Raw genomic sequence first — 18,220 nt, 5'->3', positions numbered from 1 at the left:
CGTCGAGTGCTCCTCCTACCACGCACCAGGCCCTGCGAGGTCATTCCTCACAGGGCCCGGATGCTGCGGTTACGCGGGACTACGGCTTGTCCGCGACCTTGATCTTGCCTTCGATGATCTGCGCCTTGTAGCCCTCAAGGATGCCCTGGAGCTTCGCGTCGATCTTGCCACCCGACGTGGCGTAACCGACACCGTCCACCTTCAGGTCGAAGACCTTCGGCAGACCCGCGAGGTCGTTCTTCGCGACGGCCTGGATGTAGTCGTAGACCGCGACGTCGACGCGCTTGAGCATCGACGAGACGATGACGTCCTTGGTGTCGGCGACGGTCGCCTGGTTGTACTGGTCGGAGTCGACGCCGATGGCGAGCACGCCACCCTGCTTCGCGGCCGAGAAGATGCCCTTACCGGACGCACCCGCGGCCTGGTAGATGACGTCGGCACCCTTGTCGATCTGGCCCTTCGCGGCTTCCTGGCCCTTCGGGGCGTCCTGGAAACCGGTGAAGTCGCCGGCCGGGGTGATGTACTTCTTCTCGATCTGGATCTTCGGCGCGGCGGCCTTGGCACCCTGGAAGTAACCCGCCTCGAACTTCTGGATCAGCGGGATCTCGACGCCGCCGACGAAGCCGACGTGGCACTTCTTGCTCTGGTACGCGGCGATGACGCCGGCCAGGAAGGAGCCCTCCTGCTCGGCGAACAGCAGCGGGGTGACGTTCGCGGCACCCTCGACGGCCGAGTCGACCAGGCCGAACTTGACGTTCGGGAACTCCGCGGCGACGAGCTTCATCGACTCGGCGTAGGCGAAGCCGACACCGATGATCGGGCTGAAGCCCTCGGACGCGAGCTGGCGCAGACGGGTCTGCTTGGCGGACTCGTCCTCGTTCGGGGCGGCGGAGAGCTCGCGGGTGTTCTCCTTCTTCACGCCCATGTCCGCGATGGCCTTGTCCAGACCGGCGGCGGCGGAGTCGTTGAACGACGCGTCGCCACGGCCACCGATGTCGTAGGCCAGACCGATCTTCAGCGCGCTCGCGTCCACCTTGGCACCGTTGGCGGCGCTGGTGTTCGACGTCGCGGGCGCCGTCGGGGCCTCAGCGAACTCGCAGGCGGCACCGGTACCGGAACCCGTGTTGTTGCTGCCGCCACCCGAGTCCTTCGCGCAGGCGGCCATAGTCATCACGCTGGTCAACGCGATCGCGGCAACCGCGACACCACGCATACGACGACGCACGGCTCGTCTCCTCCCTGAGGTTCATCCCCAACGACGTTGTTGGGTCCTAGACGCGGCACCGTACCTCTTAGTAACCAACCCCGTTGCCGCCAGCACCTACAAAGACCCCTATCGGTTACGCATTCGACGCTTTGGCCGTACGAGTGGTGATCACTCGTGTTCGGCGCGTGGCGATTCGTCCTCTTGAGGCTCTTCTTCGCCCTGATCTTCGTCCGGATGGAGCAGTTCCGCTCGCCGAGGCCACCGCGACCTGCGGTTCGAGTTCGGACGAAATTTCTTGCGAACCCCGTTGAACCGTTCGCGCACCGTCACGCGTGTTGGTGGTGGCAAGTGCCCTTGCCGACGACGGCGGCCAGGACCAAGGCGGAGGTCCTGGTCGCCGTCCTCACTTTTGTCCCGGTACAAATGCCCGAAATGTGGCGTGGACCGCATCTCCGAATCGATCAAGACCGCTTGGCCGATCGACAGCGTGTCTCATCGGTCACAGAGCGGGTGCGCCTGCTGGGACGCGTCCAACGTGCGGGACTAGCATTTCCCGGTCATGGTCGGACAGAACGTGTTCACCGACCACCCACCACTGACGTTGGAGGCCTCGGCGCATGACCAGCGCAGGCGCACCCGAGCGGTCGGGCACCACCCGAGGGGGTGGGACGCTCTACCGCGGTGATCTGGGCATGTGGTCCTGGGTCGCCCACCGGATCACCGGTGTCCTCACGTTCTTCTTCCTCTTCACCCACGTGCTCGACACCGCCCTCGTGCGGGTGTCCCCGAACGCGTACGACGCGGTGATCGAGACCTACAAGAACCCGATCGTCAACCTCTTCGAGGTCGGCCTCGTCGGCGCGGTGCTCTACCACGCGCTGAACGGCATCCGGGTCATGCTGGTCGACTTCTGGGAGAAGGGCGCCAAGTACCAGCGGGTCATGCTGTGGTCCGTGCTGGTCGTGTGGGTCCTCGTGATGATCCCGGGCTTCTACTTCATGATGGAGCGCACGATCTCCGACCTGGTTGGGGGTCACTGAGCCATGTCACTCGCACTCGACAAGCCCCGCCAGCCGCGCCGCCCCGCGGCTCGTCGCGGCAACGGCGAGCTCTACAGCTGGCTGTTCATGCGCCTCTCCGGCCTGCTGCTCGTCGTCCTGGTGCTCGGCCACCTGTTCATCATGAACATCCTCGACGGCGGCGTACACAAGATCAACTTCGGTTTCGTCGCAGGCCGCTGGGCCTCGCCGTTCTGGCAGTTCTGGGACCTCGCGATGCTCTGGCTCGCGCAGATCCACGGCGGCAACGGCGTGCGGACGGTCATCAACGACTACGCCCGCAAGGACTCCACCCGGTTCTGGTTGAAGATGCTGCTCTACGTGTCGATGGTCCTGATCATCTCGCTCGGCACGTTCGTGATCTTCACCTTCGACCCGAACATCTCGAACTGACCCGCGCGGGGAGCCCACCACAATGCAGTTCCACAAGTACGACGTAGTCATCATCGGCGCTGGTGGTGCCGGAATGCGCGCGGCGATCGAGTCCGGCCAGCGTGCCCGCACCGCGGTGCTCACCAAGCTCTACCCCACGCGTTCGCACACCGGCGCGGCCCAGGGCGGCATGTGCGCCGCCCTCGCCAACGTCGAGGAGGACAACTGGGAGTGGCACACCTTCGACACGATCAAGGGCGGCGACTACCTGGTCGACCAGGACGCCGCCGAGATCATGGCGAAGGAAGCGATCGACGCCGTTCTCGACCTCGAGAAGATGGGCCTGCCGTTCAACCGGACGCCCGAGGGCAAGATCGACCAGCGCCGGTTCGGCGGCCACACGCGCAACCACGGTGAAGCCGCCGTGCGCCGCGCCTGCTACGCCGCGGACCGCACCGGTCACATGATTCTCCAGACGCTGTACCAGAACTGCGTCAAGCACGGCATCGAGTTCTTCAACGAGTTCTACGTGCTCGACATCTGCCTGACCGAGACGGAGAACGGCCCGGTCTGCACCGGCGCCGTCGCCTACGAGCTCGCGACCGGCGAGATCCACGTCTTCCAGGCCAAGTCCGTCGTGTTCGCGACCGGTGGTTTCGGCAAGGTCTTCAAGACCACGTCGAACGCCCACACGCTGACCGGCGACGGCATGGGCATCGTCTTCCGCAAGGGCCTGCCCCTGGAGGACATGGAGTTCTACCAGTTCCACCCGACCGGTCTGGCCGGTCTCGGCATCCTGCTGACCGAGGGTGCCCGCGGTGAGGGCGCGATCCTGCGCAACGCCTCGGGTGAGCGGTTCATGGAGCGCTACGCCCCGACCATCAAGGACCTGGCGCCGCGCGACATCGTGGCCCGGTCGATGGCCCTCGAAGTGCTGGAAGGCCGTGGCGCCGGTCCGAACAAGGACTACGTGCTGCTGGACTGCACGCACCTCGGTGCCGAGGTCCTCGAGACGAAGCTGCCGGACATCACCGAGTTCGCCCGCACGTACCTCGCGGTCGACCCGGTCGTCGAGCCCGTCCCGGTGTACCCGACCGCGCACTACGCGATGGGTGGCATCCCGACGAACATCCACGGCGAAGTGCTGCGGGACAACGACAACATCGTTCCCGGCCTCTACGCCGCCGGCGAGTGCGCCTGCGTGTCCGTGCACGGCGCGAACCGCCTCGGCACGAACTCGTTGCTGGACATCAACGTCTTCGGCCGCCGCGCCGGCATCGCCGCCGCGGAGTACGCCAACTCCCGCGAGACCCACGTCGACCTGCCGGAGAACCCGGCGGCCCAGGTCGAGGCGCAGGTCGCCCTGGCGTTGTCGGAGCACGGCCAGGAGCGCGTCGCGGACATCCGCACCGAGCTGCAGGCCACCATGGACGCCAACGCGTCCGTGTACCGCACCGAGGACACGCTGAAGACGGCCCTGCACGACGTCCAGGCCCTGAAGGAGCGCTACGCGCACATCCAGGTGCAGGACAAGGGCAAGCGCTTCAACACCGACCTGCTGGAGGCCGTCGAGCTCGGCTTCCTGCTGGAGCTCGCCGAGGTGCTCGTGCACGGTGCGCTGGCGCGCAAGGAGTCCCGCGGCGGTCACGCCCGCGAGGACTACCCGAACCGCGACGACACGAACTTCATGCGCCACAGCATGTTCTACAAGCAGGGTGACGGTCTCACCGCGGACATCCGCATGGACTTCAAGCCCGTGACCTTTACCCGGTACAAGCCGATGGAGCGCAAGTACTGATGACCGCCACCGCTGAAACCACTGCTGGCTCGCGCGGCTCCCAGCCGCCGGTTCCGGACGGCGCTGTCACGGTCACCGTCAAGATCCGGCGCTTCAACCCGGAGTTCGACGACGAGCCCCGCTGGGACTCGTTCGACATCCCGGCCCTGCCGTCGGACCGCGTGCTGAACCTCCTCCACTACATCAAGTGGTACGTGGACGGCACGCTGACGTTCCGCCGCTCGTGCGCGCACGGCATCTGCGGCTCGGACGCCATGCGCATCAACGGCGTCAACCGCCTCGCCTGCAAGGTCCTGCTGAAGGACCTGCTGCAGAAGGGCGACAAGCAGACCACGATCACCATCGAGCCCATCAAGGGCCTGCCGGTGCACAAGGACCTGCTCGTCGACATGGAGCCGTTCTTCGAGGCGTTCCGCGCCGTCAAGCCGTACCTCGTAACGTACGGCAACGAGCCGACGCGTGAGCGCATCCAGTCCGTCGCCGACCGTGAGCGGTTCGACGACACCACGAAGTGCATCCTGTGCGCCTGCTGCACCACGTCCTGCCCGGTCTACTGGACCGAGGGCTCGTACTTCGGCCCGGCGGCGATCGTGAACGCGCACCGGTTCATCTTCGACTCGCGCGACGAGGGCGCTGAGGAGCGGCTCGACATCCTCAACGACATCGACGGCGTGTGGCGGTGCCGCACCACCTTCAACTGCACCGACGCGTGCCCGCGCGGCATCCAGGTGACGAAGGCGATCCAGGAAGTGAAGCGCGCGCTGCTGTTCAAGCGCGTCTGAGTTCCTGCTCGTCGAAGCGCCGTGCTCCCGTCGGGGGCGCGGCGCTTCTGCGTTCGCGGGGTCAGCTCACCTCCACGACGTGCACCGGTGGGCGTGGGCGGGCCTTTGCGGCCGCGTGGGCGGCCCTCAGCTCGCGCGCCACGGCCTCCGGGTGGTCGCGCAGGCGGGTCGGCAGGGTCTGGAGCACGAGGATGCCTGCCGCGGCGTAGCGGGCGTTGCGGGCAAGGGTGCGTTCGTGGTCGCGTGGGCCCAGGTGGAACGCTCGCGAGTCGATCTCCCAGGCCAGGCCCACGTCGTCGTACCAGGCGTCCGGTCTGGCGATGACCAGGCCGTCCCGGCCCGCGATGGCGGTGTTCCAGTGCGGGGTGGTCAGGCGGATCCTGCGGCTCAGGCGGCGGGCGTCGCGTTCGGCCACGGACTCGGCTCTGCCCAGGTCCTTCAGCACGCTTCGGACGAGTTTGGTGCCGTAGCGGTTGGTGCGGGCTTCCGCGGCCAGGTCGGCGACCGTGCAGTGGTTGCGTTGGACGGCCGCGGCCATCAGGGCGGTGGCTTCGTCGGCGGTGCGGAGGAAGCGGCAGGCGTCGACGACGGCCCTCGCGGGTGAGACGACCGGAAGCCGCCCACGTCGGTGGACGGCGGGACCGGGGTGGCCCGTTCGAGGACCAGGGTGCCGCTGCCGCGCCGGGAGCCCGGGACCAGGAGGTGGATCTCGGTGCCGCGCGCCGGGAGGCCGTGGCGGCGGCAGGCTTCGGCGCCCGTGACGACGGCTCCCGGGCCTGCGCGCAGGAGGGCGGCCGTCAGGTGTTGGTCCGGGGTGGGCGGACCGTTGTGCAGCAGCACCACGCCGGGGTGCATGCGCTGCCACGGTCCGCCCGGGACGCACCTCCGCCACGGGTTGGAGACACCCAGGGACTTCAGGGTGCCGGCACTGATGACGCCGAGATCGCTGCGTTCGCGCAGGTGTTCGATTCGCACGTCACCAGTGTGGCGAGGAGCACCGACAGTTTCGGCGGTCAGCGCCGCGGCTGGCGCCTGGCGCGGTCGAGGAGCATCAGGATCGAGCCGCCGACGAGCATCAGCACGCCGAGCAGCAGCGTCCACACGGGCGACGTGCCGGTGTTGGCCAGCCGGTTGTCCTGGTGGACCGGGGGCTTGGTCGTGGCCGGCGGCGTCGTGAGCCACGGCTTGGTGGTGGTCGTGGTCACCGGGGGCGTGGTGGTGGTCGTCGAGGTCGACGGCCTGGTGGTGGTCGTGGTCGACGACGGCGGAGTGGTCGTCGTCGAGTCCGTGGTGGTGGTCGTGGAATCCGTCGTCGTGGTCGTCGACGGCGTGGTCGTCGTCGTCGAATCCGTCGTCGTGGTCGTGGAATCCGTGGTGGTGGTCGTCGACGGCGGAGTGGTCGTCGTCGAGTCCGTCGTGGTGGTCGTGTACGACGTCGTGGTGGTGGTCACCGGCGGCGTCGTCGTGGTCGTGCACGGGGTGGTGGTCGTGGTCGGCGGAGTGGTCGTCGACGACGTCGGAGGCTCTTCACCTCTCGGCGACGGCGCGCGCCATCCGGGACGTTCTTGCGGGCACCACGCAGCGGAGCACACCTGGCCATCCCCGGAGGCCTCGGCCTCCGGGGCGGCACCGTGCAGTGAGACGAGCGTCAACACTGCCCCGGCGGTGAGCACACCGATATAGGCGATACGTGACATGACACGGATGGTGGCGCGCCCGTACAACACGCCGGGGCAAAAGCACGCCCACGTCACCCACGCGTGAGCGCGACATCCCCCGATCAGGGTTCGATCAGGTCCAGAAGACGGCGATGCCCACGTTCAACACGACCAGCGACGCGGCGGTCGGCATCAACCACGACGGCGCCTTGGGCTTGTTGACGTTGATCGCCACGACCGCCGCGATGGCCACGACGACCAGCAGCTTCACGCCGATCTTGATGTGGTTGTACTGGACCGAGTCGACCAGCGGGTCGATCGCGACCAGCGCGACACCGGTCAGCAGCTGCAACGCCGCGCCGTGCAGCCAGCCCTTGTTGACCGGCGCGTCCTTGCCGGCCCGGGCCTGCAACATGATCATCGCGACGAGCATGCCCATGCCGAGCAGGTGCAGGAACACCAGCAGCAGGCGTACGAACTCCACAGCTTTTCCCTATCGACGTCGAGTGGCCAGGAAACCCCGCACGCCCAGCACCCCGATGACGGTGCCGAACACGAGCGAGGCGATCACCAGCACCAGGTGCACGGTGAAGAAGGCGGTAGGTCCGTCGCTAAACGAACGTGGGTCCTTCCAGATGTTCTTCAGGAACGTGGGCCAGATCACCCACGACCACACTCCGAAAGCCACCAGGAAGAGTGACATCGGGCGCGAGAGCTTCACAGCACCCAGTATCAGACGTGCTGCGTGCAAGCCGCTGAACGGGGGTGGATAGCCTGGGGGCGTGCCCTTCCCCAAACGGCTCATCGTCGCCCTGGTCCTAGCAACGGCCACCGCCGCGTTCGCCGCACCGACGAGCACCGCACAGCAGGCCGCCGGCTCGGCGCAGTGTGCGAACCGCGAGACCCCTCCGCCCCCGGTGGACACGTCCGAGCAGCCGGCCCCCGGCCAGAAGGCCCCGGTCCCGCTGGAAGTGCCGGAGAAGCCCATCGGCGGTGACCGGCTGGGTGAGTGCGGCCTCATCCTGCCGCCGAACTCCGCGCAGCCCCCCAGCGGCATCACCGCCGCCTCGTGGCTGCTCGCGGACATCGACAGCGGCGCGGTCCTCGCCGCGTACGACCCGCACGGCCGTCAGCGCCCCGCGAGCATCATGAAGGTGCTCCTCGCGATGGTCGTCGCCAAGGAACTGCGGGGCGACCTCGTCGTCACCGCCAGCGCGGAAGACACCCAGCAGGAGTGCACCTGCGTGGGTCTGAAGGACGGCGGCCAGTACACGGTCCGCCAGCTGCTCCACGGCCTGCTGCTGACCTCGGGCAACGACGTGGCGCACACCCTCGCCCGCCAGCTCGGCGGCGTCCCGAACGCCCTGCGCAAGATGAACGCCATGGCCAAGGAGCTCGGCGCCCTCGACACCCGCGCCGTCACCCCGTCCGGCCTCGACGGCCCCGGCACCAGCACCTCGGCCTACGACGTGGGCCTGATCTTCCGCGGCGCGATGAAGTACGACGAGTTCGCGCAGGCCATCAAGCTGCCGCAGTCGACGTTCCCGGGCCGCAACGGCGGCACGATCCCGCTGCTCAACGACAACCGCATGCTCCAGAACTACGAGGGCGCGCTGGGCGGCAAGACCGGCTTCACCGACGACTCCCAGCACACCTTCGTAGGCGCCGCGGAACGCAACGGCCGCCGCCTCGTCGTCGTCCTGCTGCGCGGCCAGCAGACCCCGACGCGCATCGACAACCAGGCGGGCAAGCTGCTCGACTACGGCTTCGCCATGGGCCCCGGCGGCGTGGGCAAGCTGGTGGACGGCGCTCCGCAGCCCAAGCAGAACGTGGTCCCGACCCAGAGCACCAACGACAGCACGGACGTGGCGGCCGGCACCGACCCCGAAACGGGACGCCCGACCCCCACCGCGTTCGGCACGGTGGGCCTGCCGATCACCGCGGCGGCCGGACTGGGCCTGGTGGCGGCCCTGCTGCTCTTCGTGCGCAACAAACGCGCCAAGGCAGCCCGAGCCCGCCGACAGGCCGCCCAGGCGGCACAAGGCTTCTGAGGGGCCCTACAGGCACCAAAGAAACGGCCCCGGCAGTGAGACCACCACTGCCGGGGCCGTTTCGCGTGCGGAGCAAACCAGCCGCAGTCGCCAACGCAAGCCGACCACCGTCTCGGCCAGGCGCGCGGTGCCAACCGGACAGCCACCAACGCACCCCAACCACCTACGAAACCTGGCCTGGCGAAGCCGAAGGCGAGCCCGAACGGGCCGATCCCCACCGCCTAGCCGGTTCCACCGCTCTGGGCGATTGGGGCTTGACCTCGAGGGGCGGGATGACAGACCGGCCGGGGCGCTTTACACCCCGGCTTTCGAGGCCGATACGCATCCCGCCAGAGGCTCGAGGTCAAGCCCCAATCGCACCCCACATCTTCGTCCCGACCCGCGCGAGCACCCTCGCAAGGCGACCGAACCCCAGGGACGCGACCAACCCCGCTGGAACAGGAACACGAAGCAGCAAAAGCCGACCCGCAGACGACCTACCGGCGCCGCCACCGCATCCCGAGCACAGCGCCCACCACAGCCCCCGCCCCGACCAACAACGACGGCGAAGGCCCGGACCGCACCGACACCACGGGAGCGATCACCGCGGGCGGCGGAGCCTTGACCACCTCGGGCTCGCGGTTCTCCCGGGCGGTAGCCGTCCAGGCCGTGATGAACAGGATGAACTGCGCCACCAGGTTCGCGAACACGAGCACACCGATCACGGACCCGAACGCGGCCGAGGTGGGCGACTTGGTCGTGAACGACAGGAAGATCGTGGCGGCCTGCTTCAGCACCTCGAACCCGATGGCCGCAGCCAACGCCCCGCGCAACGCCGAACGCCACCCCACGGGCTTGCGCGGCAGCCGAGCCAGCACCCACAGGAACACCATCCAGTTCGCCAGCAGCGACAGGATGATCGTGCCGATCCGCAGCAACACGTGCGCCCACCCGGCTTCGGCGAGCCCCATCCACTCCAGGACCTGCTCGGCGAACCCGGACCCCAAAGCGGTGATGCCGAACGACAGCACGATCGCGAGCCCCAGGCCCACCAACGCCAGCAGGTCGCGCCAGAGCGTGCCGAGGAACGGCAGTTCGCCCTTCGCCTGGCCCCACTGGGCCGTCAGGGCGTCGCGGAGGTTGCTCATCCAGCCGAGGCCGGAGTAGGCGGCGCCGAGCAGGCCGATGATGCCGACGGTGCCCTTGGACTCCAGGGCGGTGTCCACGGCCTCGTTGATCTGCGTGCGCAACTGCTGGTCCGGCACGGCCTCGGCGATGCTGCCGCGCAACGACGTCAGCAGGTCGGGCTGCGACTGGAGCACGAAACCGGCGACCGCGAAGCCGATCATCAGGATCGGTACGAGCGACAGCACGCTGAAGTACGTCACCGCAGCGGCGTGCTGAGTGCCGTATCTCTGGTCGAAGCGCTCATACGCGCGCATGATGTGGTCGAGCCATGCGTACTTCTGCCGCCACTTGTCCACGCATAAGACGCTAATGCACCTGGACTACTCGGGCAGAACAAAGCCGATCTTGTCGTACGTCCGGCGCAACGTGCCGGCCGCGACCTCGCGGGCCCGTTCGGCACCGCGCGCCAGGATCTTGTCCAGCGAGGCCACGTCGTCGAGGTACGTGCGGACGCGCTCCTGCACCGGCGTGACCCAGTCGGTGAAGACCTCGCCGAGGTCCTTCTTCAGGTCGCCGTAGCCCTTGCCGTCGTAGTCCGCGACGAGCGACTCGACCGAACGACCGGTCAGCGCCGAGTAGATCGTCAGCAGGTTCGAGACACCGGGCTTGTTCTCGACGTCGAACAGCACCTCGCGGCCCGTGTCGGTGACGGCCGAGCGGATCTTCTTGGCCGAGCGCTTCGGGTCTTCCAGCAGCTCGACGACGCCGCCGGGCACCGACTTGCTCATCTTCGACGTCGGGTCCTGCAGGTCGAAGATCTTGGCCGTGTCCTTGACGATGTACGCCTCGGGCAGCCGGAACGTCTTGCCGTAGCGCGAGTTGAAGCGCGTCGCGAGGTCGCGGGTCAGCTCCAGGTGCTGGCGCTGGTCCTCGCCGACCGGCACGTAGTGCGCCTGGTACAGCAGGATGTCCGCGGCCTGCAGGATCGGGTACGTGAACAGGCCGACGCCGACGGACTGCTCCTGGCGCGCGGACTTGTCCTTGAACTGCGTCATCCGCGCCGCCTCGCCGAAGCCGGTCATGCACTGCATGACCCAGCCGAGCTGGGCGTGCTCCGGGACGTGTGACTGCACGAACAGGGTCGCCCGGTCCGGGTCGATGCCCAGCGCGAGCAGCTGTGCCGCCGAGACGCGGGTGTTCTGCCTCAGGGTCTTCGGGTCCTGCTCCACGGTGATCGCGTGCAGGTCGACGACGCAGTAGAACGCGTCGTGCGCTTCCTGCAGGGCCACCCACTGCCGCACCGCACCCAGGTAGTTGCCGAGGTGGAACGACCCGGCCGTCGGCTGGATGCCGGACAGGACGCGAGGGCGCTTGACGGGCTCTGCGGGGGCGTTCTCCGTGGACACGGGAGAAATCTTCTCAGACCAGGGTCGATCAGTTCTGCGTGGTGTCTTGCTGACCCAGGTCGATGCGCTGGTTGGCCGCGATGACCGGGGCCGGCTTGCGCCGCTTGACCAGGCCGTACACCAGACCACCGACGCCGGCCGCGACGGCGACCAGGCCCACGGGACCGGCAGCCGTGCCGGTCATGCTGCTCTCGACCGCAGCGCTCACTACAAGACTCATGCCCTGCACTTGCCGAGCCTCCCCATGGCACAGATCCCCCCGGAACGGGTGAACCTCGCTGACTGAATGGCCGCCAAGCTACCGAACACCGGTAGCGTCTCTGCGCGCCGATTCAGACTATCGGTCACTGATGATCGGTTCGCACTCGCCCATATGTCGTAGTCCGCTGACGCGCGTTACGCCCTGCTAGTGATGCCAGGGTCTCAAGCTCACTCACAGTGCGCGCCGACCCGTGTTCGGACCCGGCCATGCGACTGATGGTCTCCTCCATCAACGTGCCGCCGATGTCGTTCGCACCGCCGTTGAGGATCTCCGCGGTGCCCTCGTCGCCGAGCTTCACCCACGAGCACTGGATGTTGTCGACGCGGCCGTGCAACGCCAGGCGTGCGAACGCGTGGACCGCCCGGTTGTCTCGACGACTCGGGCCGGGACGGGCGACGCCCGCCAGGTAGATCGGGGCGTTGCGGTGCACGAACGGCAGCGCGACGAACTCGGTGAGCCCGCCGGTGCGGTCCTGCAGCCGCGCGAGCACGCGGAAGTGCGTGAGCCAGTGGCCGGGGTGGTCGACGTGGCCGTACATCATCGTGCTGGACGAACGAATGCCCAGCTCGTGGGCGGTGCCGACGACGTCGAGCCAGGTCGCGGTCGGCAGTTTGCCCTTGGTGAGCACCCACCGGACGTCGTCGTCGAGGATCTCGGCCGCCGTGCCGGGGATCGTGTCGAGCCCGGCCTCCTTCAGCTCGGTGAGCCACTCGCGGACGCTCACGCCCGCCTTCGCGGCGGCGGAGACGATCTCCATCGGGCTGAACGCGTGCACGTGCATCCCCGGGATGCGCTTCTTGATCGCGCGCACGACGTCGGCGTAGTAGGTCACCGGCAGCTTGGGGTCGATGCCGCCCTGCATGCAGACCTCGGTGGCGCCGTCGTCCCACGCCTCCTGCGCGCGGTCGGCGACCTCCTCCGCGCTCAACCTGAAAGCGTCCGCGTCCCGTTCACGTTGGGCGAACGCGCAGAAGCGGCAGCCGACGTAGCAGACGTTGGAGAAGTTGATGTTGCGGTTGACGACGTACGTGACGTCGTCGCCCACCACCTCGCGGCGCAGGTCGTCGGCGAGCTTCACCATGGTCTCGAGCGCGTCGCCGTCGGCCGTCAGCAGCGCCATCGCGGCGTCGGTGTCGTCGAGCAACGACGCGGGGTCGTTCGCCGCGATCTTCAGTCCACGTTGGACGTCCTCGGAAAGACGTTGGGGCGCAACGGGGATCTTCAGCTCGTCCCAGTCGCCGTAGACCTCGTCGAAGTCACCGCGGCGGTCGCTCGTGCGGCCCTCGGTGTCGATCGCGGTGTTGAGATCCGCGCGCCCGTACGTGTCGAGGCCGCCGTCCGGTTCCTGCCACTCGCGCCCCTCGACGGCAGCGTCCGGGTTCGCGAGGCCGCTTTCCAGTGCCAGCGCGGAAACGTGAGCCGTGAGCCTCGTGTCGATCCACTGCCCGGCCGCCGCGCGGACGTAGCGCGGGTAGACGTTCAGCCTCTCCTGCAAGGAGAAACCGGCCTGCTCGGTGATGTCGGCGAGCTGGTCGACCTGGGGCCACGGCTTCTCGGGGTTCACGTGGTCCGGCGTGATCGGCGAGACGCCGCCCCAGTCGTCGACGCCCGCGCGCAGCATGAGGCCGAACTCGCCGCCCACGAGGTTCGGCGGCGCCTGCACGCTCACCGTCGACGGCATCACCAGGCGGGCGACGGCGATGGTCGCCGCGAGTTCGGTCAGGTCGGCGTCGGGCATGCCGCGCATCGCCGTGTCCGGCTTGGCGCGGAAGTTCTGGATGATGACTTCCTGGATGTGGCCGTACTGCTTCGCGACTTGACGCATCGCGAGCAGCGACTCGGCGCGCTCCGCGATGGTCTCCCCGATGCCGATGAGGATCCCGGTGGTGAACGGGACGTTCACGCGCCCGGCGTCGGTCAGGACGCGCAACCGGACCGCGGGGTCCTTGTCGGGGCTGCCGTAGTGCGGGCCGCCCTTCTCGCTCCACAGCCGCTCGGCCGTGGTCTCCAGCATCATGCCCATGCTGGACGCGACGGGCCGCAGCCGCGTCAGCTCCTCCCAGCTCAGCACGCCGGGGTTGAGGTGCGGCAGCAGGCCGGTCTCCTCGAGCACGGCGATGGCGCTCGCCCGCACGTAGTCCAAAGTGGACTCGTAGCCGCGCGCCTCCAGCCACTCCTTGGCGGCGGGCCAGCGGTCCTCCGGCCGGTCGCCGAGGGTGAACAGCGCTTCCTTGCAGCCCTGCGCGGCACCGGCGCGCGCGATCGCCAGCACCTCGTCGCGTTCCAGGAACGCGGCGGGCACCTTGTGCGGCACGGTCGCGAACGTGCAGTAGTGGCACCGGTCGCGGCACAGCCTGGTCAGCGGGATGAACACCGACCGGCTGTACGTGACCACCCCCGGCCGTCCCTCCGCGAGCAGGTGCGCGTCCCGCACCTTGCCCGCGGCTGTCAGCAGCGCGTCCAGGTCGTCCTCGCGAGCGTGCAACAACACGGCGGCTTCCGTCGCGTCGAGCACGGCACCGTCGGAGGCCCGGCGCAGCGCACGCCTCATGGCCGCCGCGCTCGGACGGGACTGCGGTGGGGTTAGCGAGATGTCCACTGCCACGTCAACGACCTTAGGCCGCTGAAATTCCTGATCACCGCGACCCGGGTGTGGGACATCCCACTGTCAGCGCACGGAGACCAGCAGTTCCGTGTTCCGGTCCAGCGGTGTGCCCAGGGGGTTCGTGCGCGAGTGGATGTCGTTGTAGGTGAACTCGCGGCATAGGCTGGCCAGGGCCGTGTCACTGCGGTCGTCGTAGTCGACCTGGTAAGGCGCGTCGGCTTCGAGCAAGGTCGTGAACAGCGACAACGTGCCGTCACCGTTGTCCGCGATCTCGATGACGCGGGCGTGCTGCGGGTAGTCGACGTGCGCGGCCGTGTTGATCTCCCAGAAGCCGCGGGACGGCGTGTTGTGCCGGTGCGGCGTGATGACGTTGCGGTGCGTGTGGCCGTTGACCCACGCCAGGACGTTCGGGAAGCGGTGCAGCAGGTTCACGAGCGCGTCGCCGGTCATGCGCGGGTCCAGCGGCCGCCGGCGGTCCGGCAGGACGTTGCCCATCGTGCTGCTCGTGTGGTGGCTGAACAGCACGAACAGCTCGTCCGTGACGTTCTGCCGCTGCGGCAGCCCGAGCCAGTCGTAGTAGAGCGAACTGTTGCGCTTGAGGGTCCGCTCGATCCAGTTGAGCTGGTGCAACCCGATGGAGCCCGTGGAGAAGCCTGCGAGGTTCGTGGTGTCCATGCTGATGCCCGTGACACCGGGCGCCATCCGGAACGTGTAGAAGACGTCCACGCCATCGGCGTTGGCGTCCGTGTAACCGTGACCGCCCGTCGGCAAATGCTTGCGCACGAACTCACCGGTGTTGAACAGCCGTCGCCTGCTGTCCGGCGTCACGGTGCGGACGACGCCGCCTCCGGCCAGGATGGCCATCGCTTCCGGGATGGCCGCGGGGTCGTTGAACGCCTTGGCGACCTTGGCGTTCTGCACGGGGTCGCCGAAACCGACGATCTTCTTGCCGCCGGTGTACCAGCTGTCCAGCAGCCCGTCCGGCAGCGCGCCGACGACGCTGTCGTCGTGGTTGCCGATCGTCGAGTACCACGGGATGGTCAGGCCGGGGCTCGTGAAGCTGCGGGCCGCCGCGTCCAACAGGCCGTCGAGCTGTGGGAATCCTGCGGCTTTGTAGTCGTCGGCGCCGCTCAGGCCGGGCTGCCAGAACGTGCTGATGCCCGCGTTCTGCACGCCTTCGTAGCGGCTGTCGCCGGTGTTGGGCGTGATGGTGCCGCCGTTGAGGACCGTGAGGTACCAGTCGAGCTCGACGTTCTCGTGGTTGTCGGTGTTGTCGCCGGTCGTCATGAGGAAGTCGAACGGCCTGCCGGTGAGCGGACCGTTGCGGACCGCGTTGACCCTCCGCACGAGGCTCGTCGAGCCCTGCGTCGTGAGCGCTTCCTGCGGCCGGTGCGCGCTGGACCCCATGATCGGGTGCAGGTACTCGAACCGGAGCGGGCTCTGGGCGTCGCAGATGTGCATGTCGCTGAACTGCACGAAGCTGGTCAACGCACTGCGCCGGGCCTCGCGGTTCACCTTGGCCGTGACGAGATCGTTCCGGACGACCGCCGGCCAGCCAGGCCCTGCCTGCAGTCGGCGATAACCGCTGGTGCCGATGGGTGTGGCCGTCGTGTCGAGCGTGGTGCCCGTCGTGTCCGCAAACGCTTGGCCCGGGAGCAACGGCACGCCCGCCGCGCCCACACCCATCGCCATCAGGAAAGACCGTCGCCGCAGCCCTGCCATGCCGCCCCCTCGATTCGAGTACTGAATCGTCTTCATATTCGGGGAACGGGCAGGGTGAATCGAGCCGTCAGGTGGGCGACGGGAGCGATAAAGGCTGGTCGGGCTGGATCACACGGAGTAGGTGCAACGGGCACCTCGCGGTTGACGTTGAAGCGTGGTTGCCCAACACAGGGGGTGTGTCTTGGACGATGGTTTTCTGCCCGAGCCGAACGACAGGCGCGAGTACAGGAGCCCTGAGGAGGAGTCGGACCGCAACGACCTGATCGCGATCATCGCGATCGTGGTCGGCGCGCTCGTCCTGATCCTCTGCATCCCCTTCGCCCCGAAAGCGCTCAAGGTCGCCTTCGCCGCCGGCCCGGCCGGCACATACGTGGTCGGCGACCTGCCGGAATGCTCCTCGACCCGCTGCTACACCCGCACCGGAACGTTCACCAGCGACGACGGCACGGTGAAGCGCACCGGCGTGCACGTGCGCAGCGGCATGCCGCTGGGCCTGAAGAAGGGCGACACGATCCGCGCGTTCGACATCGGCGCGCCCGGTGAGGTGTTCACGGACCAGGGACAGAACGGGTACCCGGCCGGGGTGCCGCTCATCGGCGGACTGCTGGCGCTCGGCGCGGCCGGGTTCGGGATTCAGCACCTGTGGGCGACGCGCCGCCGCCCTCAGTCGGAGTAGGTGACCGTCACGGGAGCGTGGTCCGACCAGCGTTCGGCGTAGGTCGCGGCCCGCTCCACCACCGCGGTCTGCGCACGAGCCAAGAGCCCGTCCGTCGCCACCTGGTAGTCGATGCGCCATCCGGAGTCGTTGTCGAACGCCTTGCCGCGGTACGACCACCACGAGTACGGACCGGTGACGTCGGGGTGCAGCGCGCGCATCACGTCGTGGTAGCCCGACGCGAAGACGGAGGTCATCCACTCCCGCTCGTACGGCAGGAAGCCGGACTCCTTCTGGTTCGTCTTCCAGTTCTTCAGGTCTGCCTGCTGGTGCGCGATGTTCCAGTCACCACACACGAGCACCTCACGGCCCGATACGGCCGCCTTCTCTCGCAGCGAGACGAGGTACGGGAGGAAGGCCGCCATGAAGCGGTCCTTCTCGTCCTGCTTCGCGGTGCCCACGTCGCCGGACGGCAGGTACAGGGACGCGACGACGACGCCGGGGAGTTCGATCTCCACGTAGCGGCCGCTCGACTCGAACTCGGCGGTGCCGAAGCCCACCCGCACCGAGGTCGGTTCTACGCGCGAGAGGATGCCCACGCCCGCACGGCCCTTCAGGACCGAGGGGGCGTACACGCCGTGCCAGCCGTCGGGTGAGTGGACTTCAGGAGTCAGTTCGGCCGGTTCCGCGCGGACCTCTTGGAGGCACACGACGTCCGCGGAGGAAGTCGCGAGCCACTCGAGGTAGCCCTTCTTCGCGGCGGCGCGCAGGCCGTTGACGTTGACCGTGGAGACCGTGAGCACGACGGAGGAGCCTACTTGGAGGCCAGGCCCCAGGGCTTCGGGTACTCGGCGTTGCAGCCGGCGCAGTGCGCGGTGAGGTCGAGGTAGCCGACGATGGTGGCCATCTCGTCACGCGGCAGGGCGAGTTGGCGCTGGCCGTCGATCTCCGTGTAGAGGCCCTGCCACTCCGGGTCGCACGAGCACTGGGTGACGCCCCTGCCTCTGCCCCACCGAAACACGTTCCTCAGCATGCCCGCAAGTTTGCCACACGCCACCGAAGTCGTTCACCGTTGCAAAGGCGGACTTCGGCGAGAACGAAACATCAAAGACACACCATTGATCGTGCGGGTATTGATCGGGCATGTTTTCGACGGGCCCAGAAAAACCCCGAAGCACAAAGCACCAAGGAGAAGACAATGAACGCGATCAAGGGTGTTCTCGCCGGTCTCGCCGCCACCGCCGTGCTGTTCGGTGGTGCCGCGCAGGCGTTCGCGGCTCCGGCCACCGAGGTCTCGGCCCAGGCCACCGCGGACGTGACCGGCAAGGTCGTCGCGGTCGTCCACGGCAAGTCCATCAAGGTGAAGGTCAACGCCTCCACCACGCTGGACGTGGACTACGACCTCGCCACGGCCATCTCCGGCGAGCTGAAGGTCGGCGCGAACGTCGACGTCAAGGGGATCAAGCTGGGCGGCAAGGTCATCGCGCTGGGCATCATCGTCCTCAAGTGAGTGCGCGGGAAAAGGCCGGCGCCGCCC

21 protein-coding genes are annotated in these 18,220 nt (G+C 68.1%); 8 read left to right on the top strand and 13 right to left on the bottom strand.

The genetic code is table 11. The features are described from left to right. Positions 1 to 79 precede the first annotated feature (79 nt). Positions 80 to 1,213, bottom strand: coding sequence for a BMP family lipoprotein (locus tag QSK25_RS30425; RefSeq protein ID WP_285643368.1), 1,134 nt, complete (start codon positions 1,211 to 1,213; stop codon positions 80 to 82). Positions 1,214 to 1,824: 611 nt separating this feature from the next. Between QSK25_RS30425 and sdhC the strand changes: the two genes are divergently transcribed. Genes sdhC through QSK25_RS30405 form a run of 4 tightly spaced genes read left to right on the top strand, consistent with a single transcriptional unit; the run spans position 1,825 to position 5,217 of the window. Continuing rightward, complete coding sequence (gene sdhC, locus QSK25_RS30420; RefSeq protein ID WP_285643313.1) at positions 1,825 to 2,247, top strand: succinate dehydrogenase, cytochrome b556 subunit; 423 nt, start codon at positions 1,825 to 1,827, stop codon at positions 2,245 to 2,247. A gap of 3 nt (positions 2,248 to 2,250) precedes the next feature. Continuing rightward, a complete protein-coding gene (locus tag QSK25_RS30415) occupies positions 2,251 to 2,658 on the top strand; it encodes a succinate dehydrogenase hydrophobic membrane anchor subunit (RefSeq protein WP_285643312.1) in 408 nt (135 codons plus the stop codon). A gap of 22 nt (positions 2,659 to 2,680) precedes the next feature. Then, entirely contained in the window at positions 2,681 to 4,435 is a 1,755-nt protein-coding gene (gene sdhA / locus QSK25_RS30410; protein WP_285643310.1) for a succinate dehydrogenase flavoprotein subunit, read from the top strand. Continuing rightward, positions 4,435 to 5,217 (top strand): succinate dehydrogenase iron-sulfur subunit, encoded by a 783-nt coding sequence (locus QSK25_RS30405; protein WP_285643309.1) that lies wholly within the window; start codon positions 4,435 to 4,437, stop codon positions 5,215 to 5,217. The genes sdhA and QSK25_RS30405 overlap by 1 nt, the downstream gene beginning before the upstream one ends. A 61-nt stretch (positions 5,218 to 5,278) precedes the next feature. Here QSK25_RS30405 and QSK25_RS30400 read toward each other — a convergent pair whose 3' ends face one another. From QSK25_RS30400 to QSK25_RS30390, 3 genes are read right to left on the bottom strand one after another with little or no spacing between them, the layout of a single operon-like run. After that, a complete protein-coding gene (locus tag QSK25_RS30400; RefSeq protein WP_285643308.1) occupies positions 5,279 to 5,755 on the bottom strand; it encodes a hypothetical protein in 477 nt (158 codons plus the stop codon). Then, the gene (locus tag QSK25_RS30395) at positions 5,755 to 6,192 is read right to left on the bottom strand and encodes a hypothetical protein (protein ID WP_285643307.1); all 438 of its coding nucleotides are present in this window, start codon (positions 6,190 to 6,192) and stop codon (positions 5,755 to 5,757) included. The genes QSK25_RS30400 and QSK25_RS30395 overlap by 1 nt, the downstream gene beginning before the upstream one ends. A gap of 38 nt (positions 6,193 to 6,230) precedes the next feature. Next, the gene (locus tag QSK25_RS30390; protein WP_285643306.1) at positions 6,231 to 6,422 is read right to left on the bottom strand and encodes an LPXTG cell wall anchor domain-containing protein; all 192 of its coding nucleotides are present in this window, start codon (positions 6,420 to 6,422) and stop codon (positions 6,231 to 6,233) included. Between QSK25_RS30390 and QSK25_RS30385 the strand changes: the two genes are divergently transcribed. After that, on the top strand, positions 6,415 to 6,900 hold the full coding sequence (locus QSK25_RS30385) for a hypothetical protein (RefSeq protein WP_285643305.1): 486 nt from the start codon (positions 6,415 to 6,417) through the stop codon (positions 6,898 to 6,900). The two genes, QSK25_RS30390 and QSK25_RS30385, sit on opposite strands and share 8 nt — an antisense overlap. Before the next feature lie 108 nt (positions 6,901 to 7,008). Here QSK25_RS30385 and QSK25_RS30380 read toward each other — a convergent pair whose 3' ends face one another. Both QSK25_RS30380 and QSK25_RS30375 read right to left on the bottom strand, forming a co-directional pair. Next, a complete protein-coding gene (locus QSK25_RS30380; protein WP_285643303.1) occupies positions 7,009 to 7,359 on the bottom strand; it encodes a hypothetical protein in 351 nt (116 codons plus the stop codon). Between the two features lie 9 nt (positions 7,360 to 7,368). After that, the gene (locus tag QSK25_RS30375; protein ID WP_030478462.1) at positions 7,369 to 7,596 is read right to left on the bottom strand and encodes an SCO4848 family membrane protein; all 228 of its coding nucleotides are present in this window, start codon (positions 7,594 to 7,596) and stop codon (positions 7,369 to 7,371) included. Between the two features lie 61 nt (positions 7,597 to 7,657). On the opposite strand from QSK25_RS30375, the gene QSK25_RS30370 reads away from it, so the two are divergent. After that, on the top strand, positions 7,658 to 8,926 hold the full coding sequence (locus QSK25_RS30370) for a D-alanyl-D-alanine carboxypeptidase family protein (RefSeq protein ID WP_285643301.1): 1,269 nt from the start codon (positions 7,658 to 7,660) through the stop codon (positions 8,924 to 8,926). Between the two features lie 476 nt (positions 8,927 to 9,402). Here QSK25_RS30370 and yhjD read toward each other — a convergent pair whose 3' ends face one another. The 5 genes from yhjD to QSK25_RS30345 all read right to left on the bottom strand — a co-directional run bounded on the left by yhjD (position 9,403) and on the right by QSK25_RS30345 (position 15,998). After that, positions 9,403 to 10,389, bottom strand: a complete 987-nt coding sequence (gene yhjD, locus QSK25_RS30365) for an inner membrane protein YhjD (protein WP_285643299.1) — start codon at positions 10,387 to 10,389, stop codon at positions 9,403 to 9,405. 24 nt (positions 10,390 to 10,413) lie between these two features. Continuing rightward, positions 10,414 to 11,439: a tryptophan--tRNA ligase gene (trpS, locus tag QSK25_RS30360; protein WP_285643297.1), complete on the bottom strand. Its 1,026-nt coding sequence runs from the start codon at positions 11,437 to 11,439 to the stop codon at positions 10,414 to 10,416. A 28-nt stretch (positions 11,440 to 11,467) separates the two neighbouring features. Continuing rightward, positions 11,468 to 11,659 (bottom strand): hypothetical protein, encoded by a 192-nt coding sequence (locus QSK25_RS30355; RefSeq protein ID WP_285643295.1) that lies wholly within the window; start codon positions 11,657 to 11,659, stop codon positions 11,468 to 11,470. A 124-nt stretch (positions 11,660 to 11,783) separates the two neighbouring features. Next, the gene (locus tag QSK25_RS30350) at positions 11,784 to 14,306 is read right to left on the bottom strand and encodes a bifunctional FO biosynthesis protein CofGH (RefSeq protein ID WP_285643294.1); all 2,523 of its coding nucleotides are present in this window, start codon (positions 14,304 to 14,306) and stop codon (positions 11,784 to 11,786) included. A 63-nt stretch (positions 14,307 to 14,369) separates the two neighbouring features. Next, positions 14,370 to 15,998, bottom strand: coding sequence for a TIGR03767 family metallophosphoesterase (locus QSK25_RS30345; RefSeq protein WP_285643292.1), 1,629 nt, complete (start codon positions 15,996 to 15,998; stop codon positions 14,370 to 14,372). A gap of 211 nt (positions 15,999 to 16,209) precedes the next feature. Between QSK25_RS30345 and QSK25_RS30340 the strand changes: the two genes are divergently transcribed. Beyond that, positions 16,210 to 16,704: a hypothetical protein gene (locus tag QSK25_RS30340; protein ID WP_285643290.1), complete on the top strand. Its 495-nt coding sequence runs from the start codon at positions 16,210 to 16,212 to the stop codon at positions 16,702 to 16,704. Here the strand turns inward: QSK25_RS30340 and QSK25_RS30335 are convergent. Together QSK25_RS30335 and QSK25_RS30330 are read right to left on the bottom strand one after the other, a co-directional pair. Then, a complete protein-coding gene (locus QSK25_RS30335) occupies positions 16,692 to 17,486 on the bottom strand; it encodes an exodeoxyribonuclease III (RefSeq protein ID WP_285643288.1) in 795 nt (264 codons plus the stop codon). The two genes, QSK25_RS30340 and QSK25_RS30335, sit on opposite strands and share 13 nt — an antisense overlap. 11 nt (positions 17,487 to 17,497) lie before the next feature. Continuing rightward, positions 17,498 to 17,716 carry a hypothetical protein gene (locus QSK25_RS30330; RefSeq protein ID WP_285643286.1) on the bottom strand — a complete coding sequence of 73 codons (219 nt, stop codon included), beginning with the start codon at positions 17,714 to 17,716 and terminating at the stop codon, positions 17,498 to 17,500. Positions 17,717 to 17,881: 165 nt separating this feature from the next. On the opposite strand from QSK25_RS30330, the gene QSK25_RS30325 reads away from it, so the two are divergent. Further along, positions 17,882 to 18,193, top strand: coding sequence for a hypothetical protein (locus QSK25_RS30325; protein ID WP_285643285.1), 312 nt, complete (start codon positions 17,882 to 17,884; stop codon positions 18,191 to 18,193). Positions 18,194 to 18,220 lie beyond the last annotated feature (27 nt).

The organism is Lentzea sp. NBRC 102530 (genome assembly GCF_030269365.1).
Taxonomy (GTDB): Bacteria; Actinomycetota; Actinomycetes; order Mycobacteriales; family Pseudonocardiaceae; genus Lentzea.
The sequence above is the reverse complement of the archived record's forward strand: the minus strand, read 5'-3'. Positions and strand labels throughout refer to the sequence as shown.

Excerpts from the sequence above, each read along its gene's own strand:
- QSK25_RS30425 (WP_285643368.1), bottom strand. The coding sequence starts at position 1,213 with ATGCGTGGTGTCGCGGTTGCCGCGATCGCGTTGACCAGCGTGATGACT.
- sdhC (WP_285643313.1), top strand. The coding sequence starts at position 1,825 with ATGACCAGCGCAGGCGCACCCGAGCGGTCGGGCACCACCCGAGGGGGT.
- QSK25_RS30415 (WP_285643312.1), top strand. The coding sequence starts at position 2,251 with ATGTCACTCGCACTCGACAAGCCCCGCCAGCCGCGCCGCCCCGCGGCT.
- sdhA (WP_285643310.1), top strand. The coding sequence starts at position 2,681 with ATGCAGTTCCACAAGTACGACGTAGTCATCATCGGCGCTGGTGGTGCC.
- QSK25_RS30405 (WP_285643309.1), top strand. The coding sequence starts at position 4,435 with ATGACCGCCACCGCTGAAACCACTGCTGGCTCGCGCGGCTCCCAGCCG.
- QSK25_RS30400 (WP_285643308.1), bottom strand. The coding sequence starts at position 5,755 with ATGGCCGCGGCCGTCCAACGCAACCACTGCACGGTCGCCGACCTGGCC.
- QSK25_RS30355 (WP_285643295.1), bottom strand. The coding sequence starts at position 11,659 with ATGAGTCTTGTAGTGAGCGCTGCGGTCGAGAGCAGCATGACCGGCACG.
- QSK25_RS30345 (WP_285643292.1), bottom strand. The coding sequence starts at position 15,998 with ATGGCGATGGGTGTGGGCGCGGCGGGCGTGCCGTTGCTCCCGGGCCAA.
- QSK25_RS30330 (WP_285643286.1), bottom strand. The coding sequence starts at position 17,716 with ATGCTGAGGAACGTGTTTCGGTGGGGCAGAGGCAGGGGCGTCACCCAG.
- QSK25_RS30325 (WP_285643285.1), top strand. The coding sequence starts at position 17,882 with ATGAACGCGATCAAGGGTGTTCTCGCCGGTCTCGCCGCCACCGCCGTG.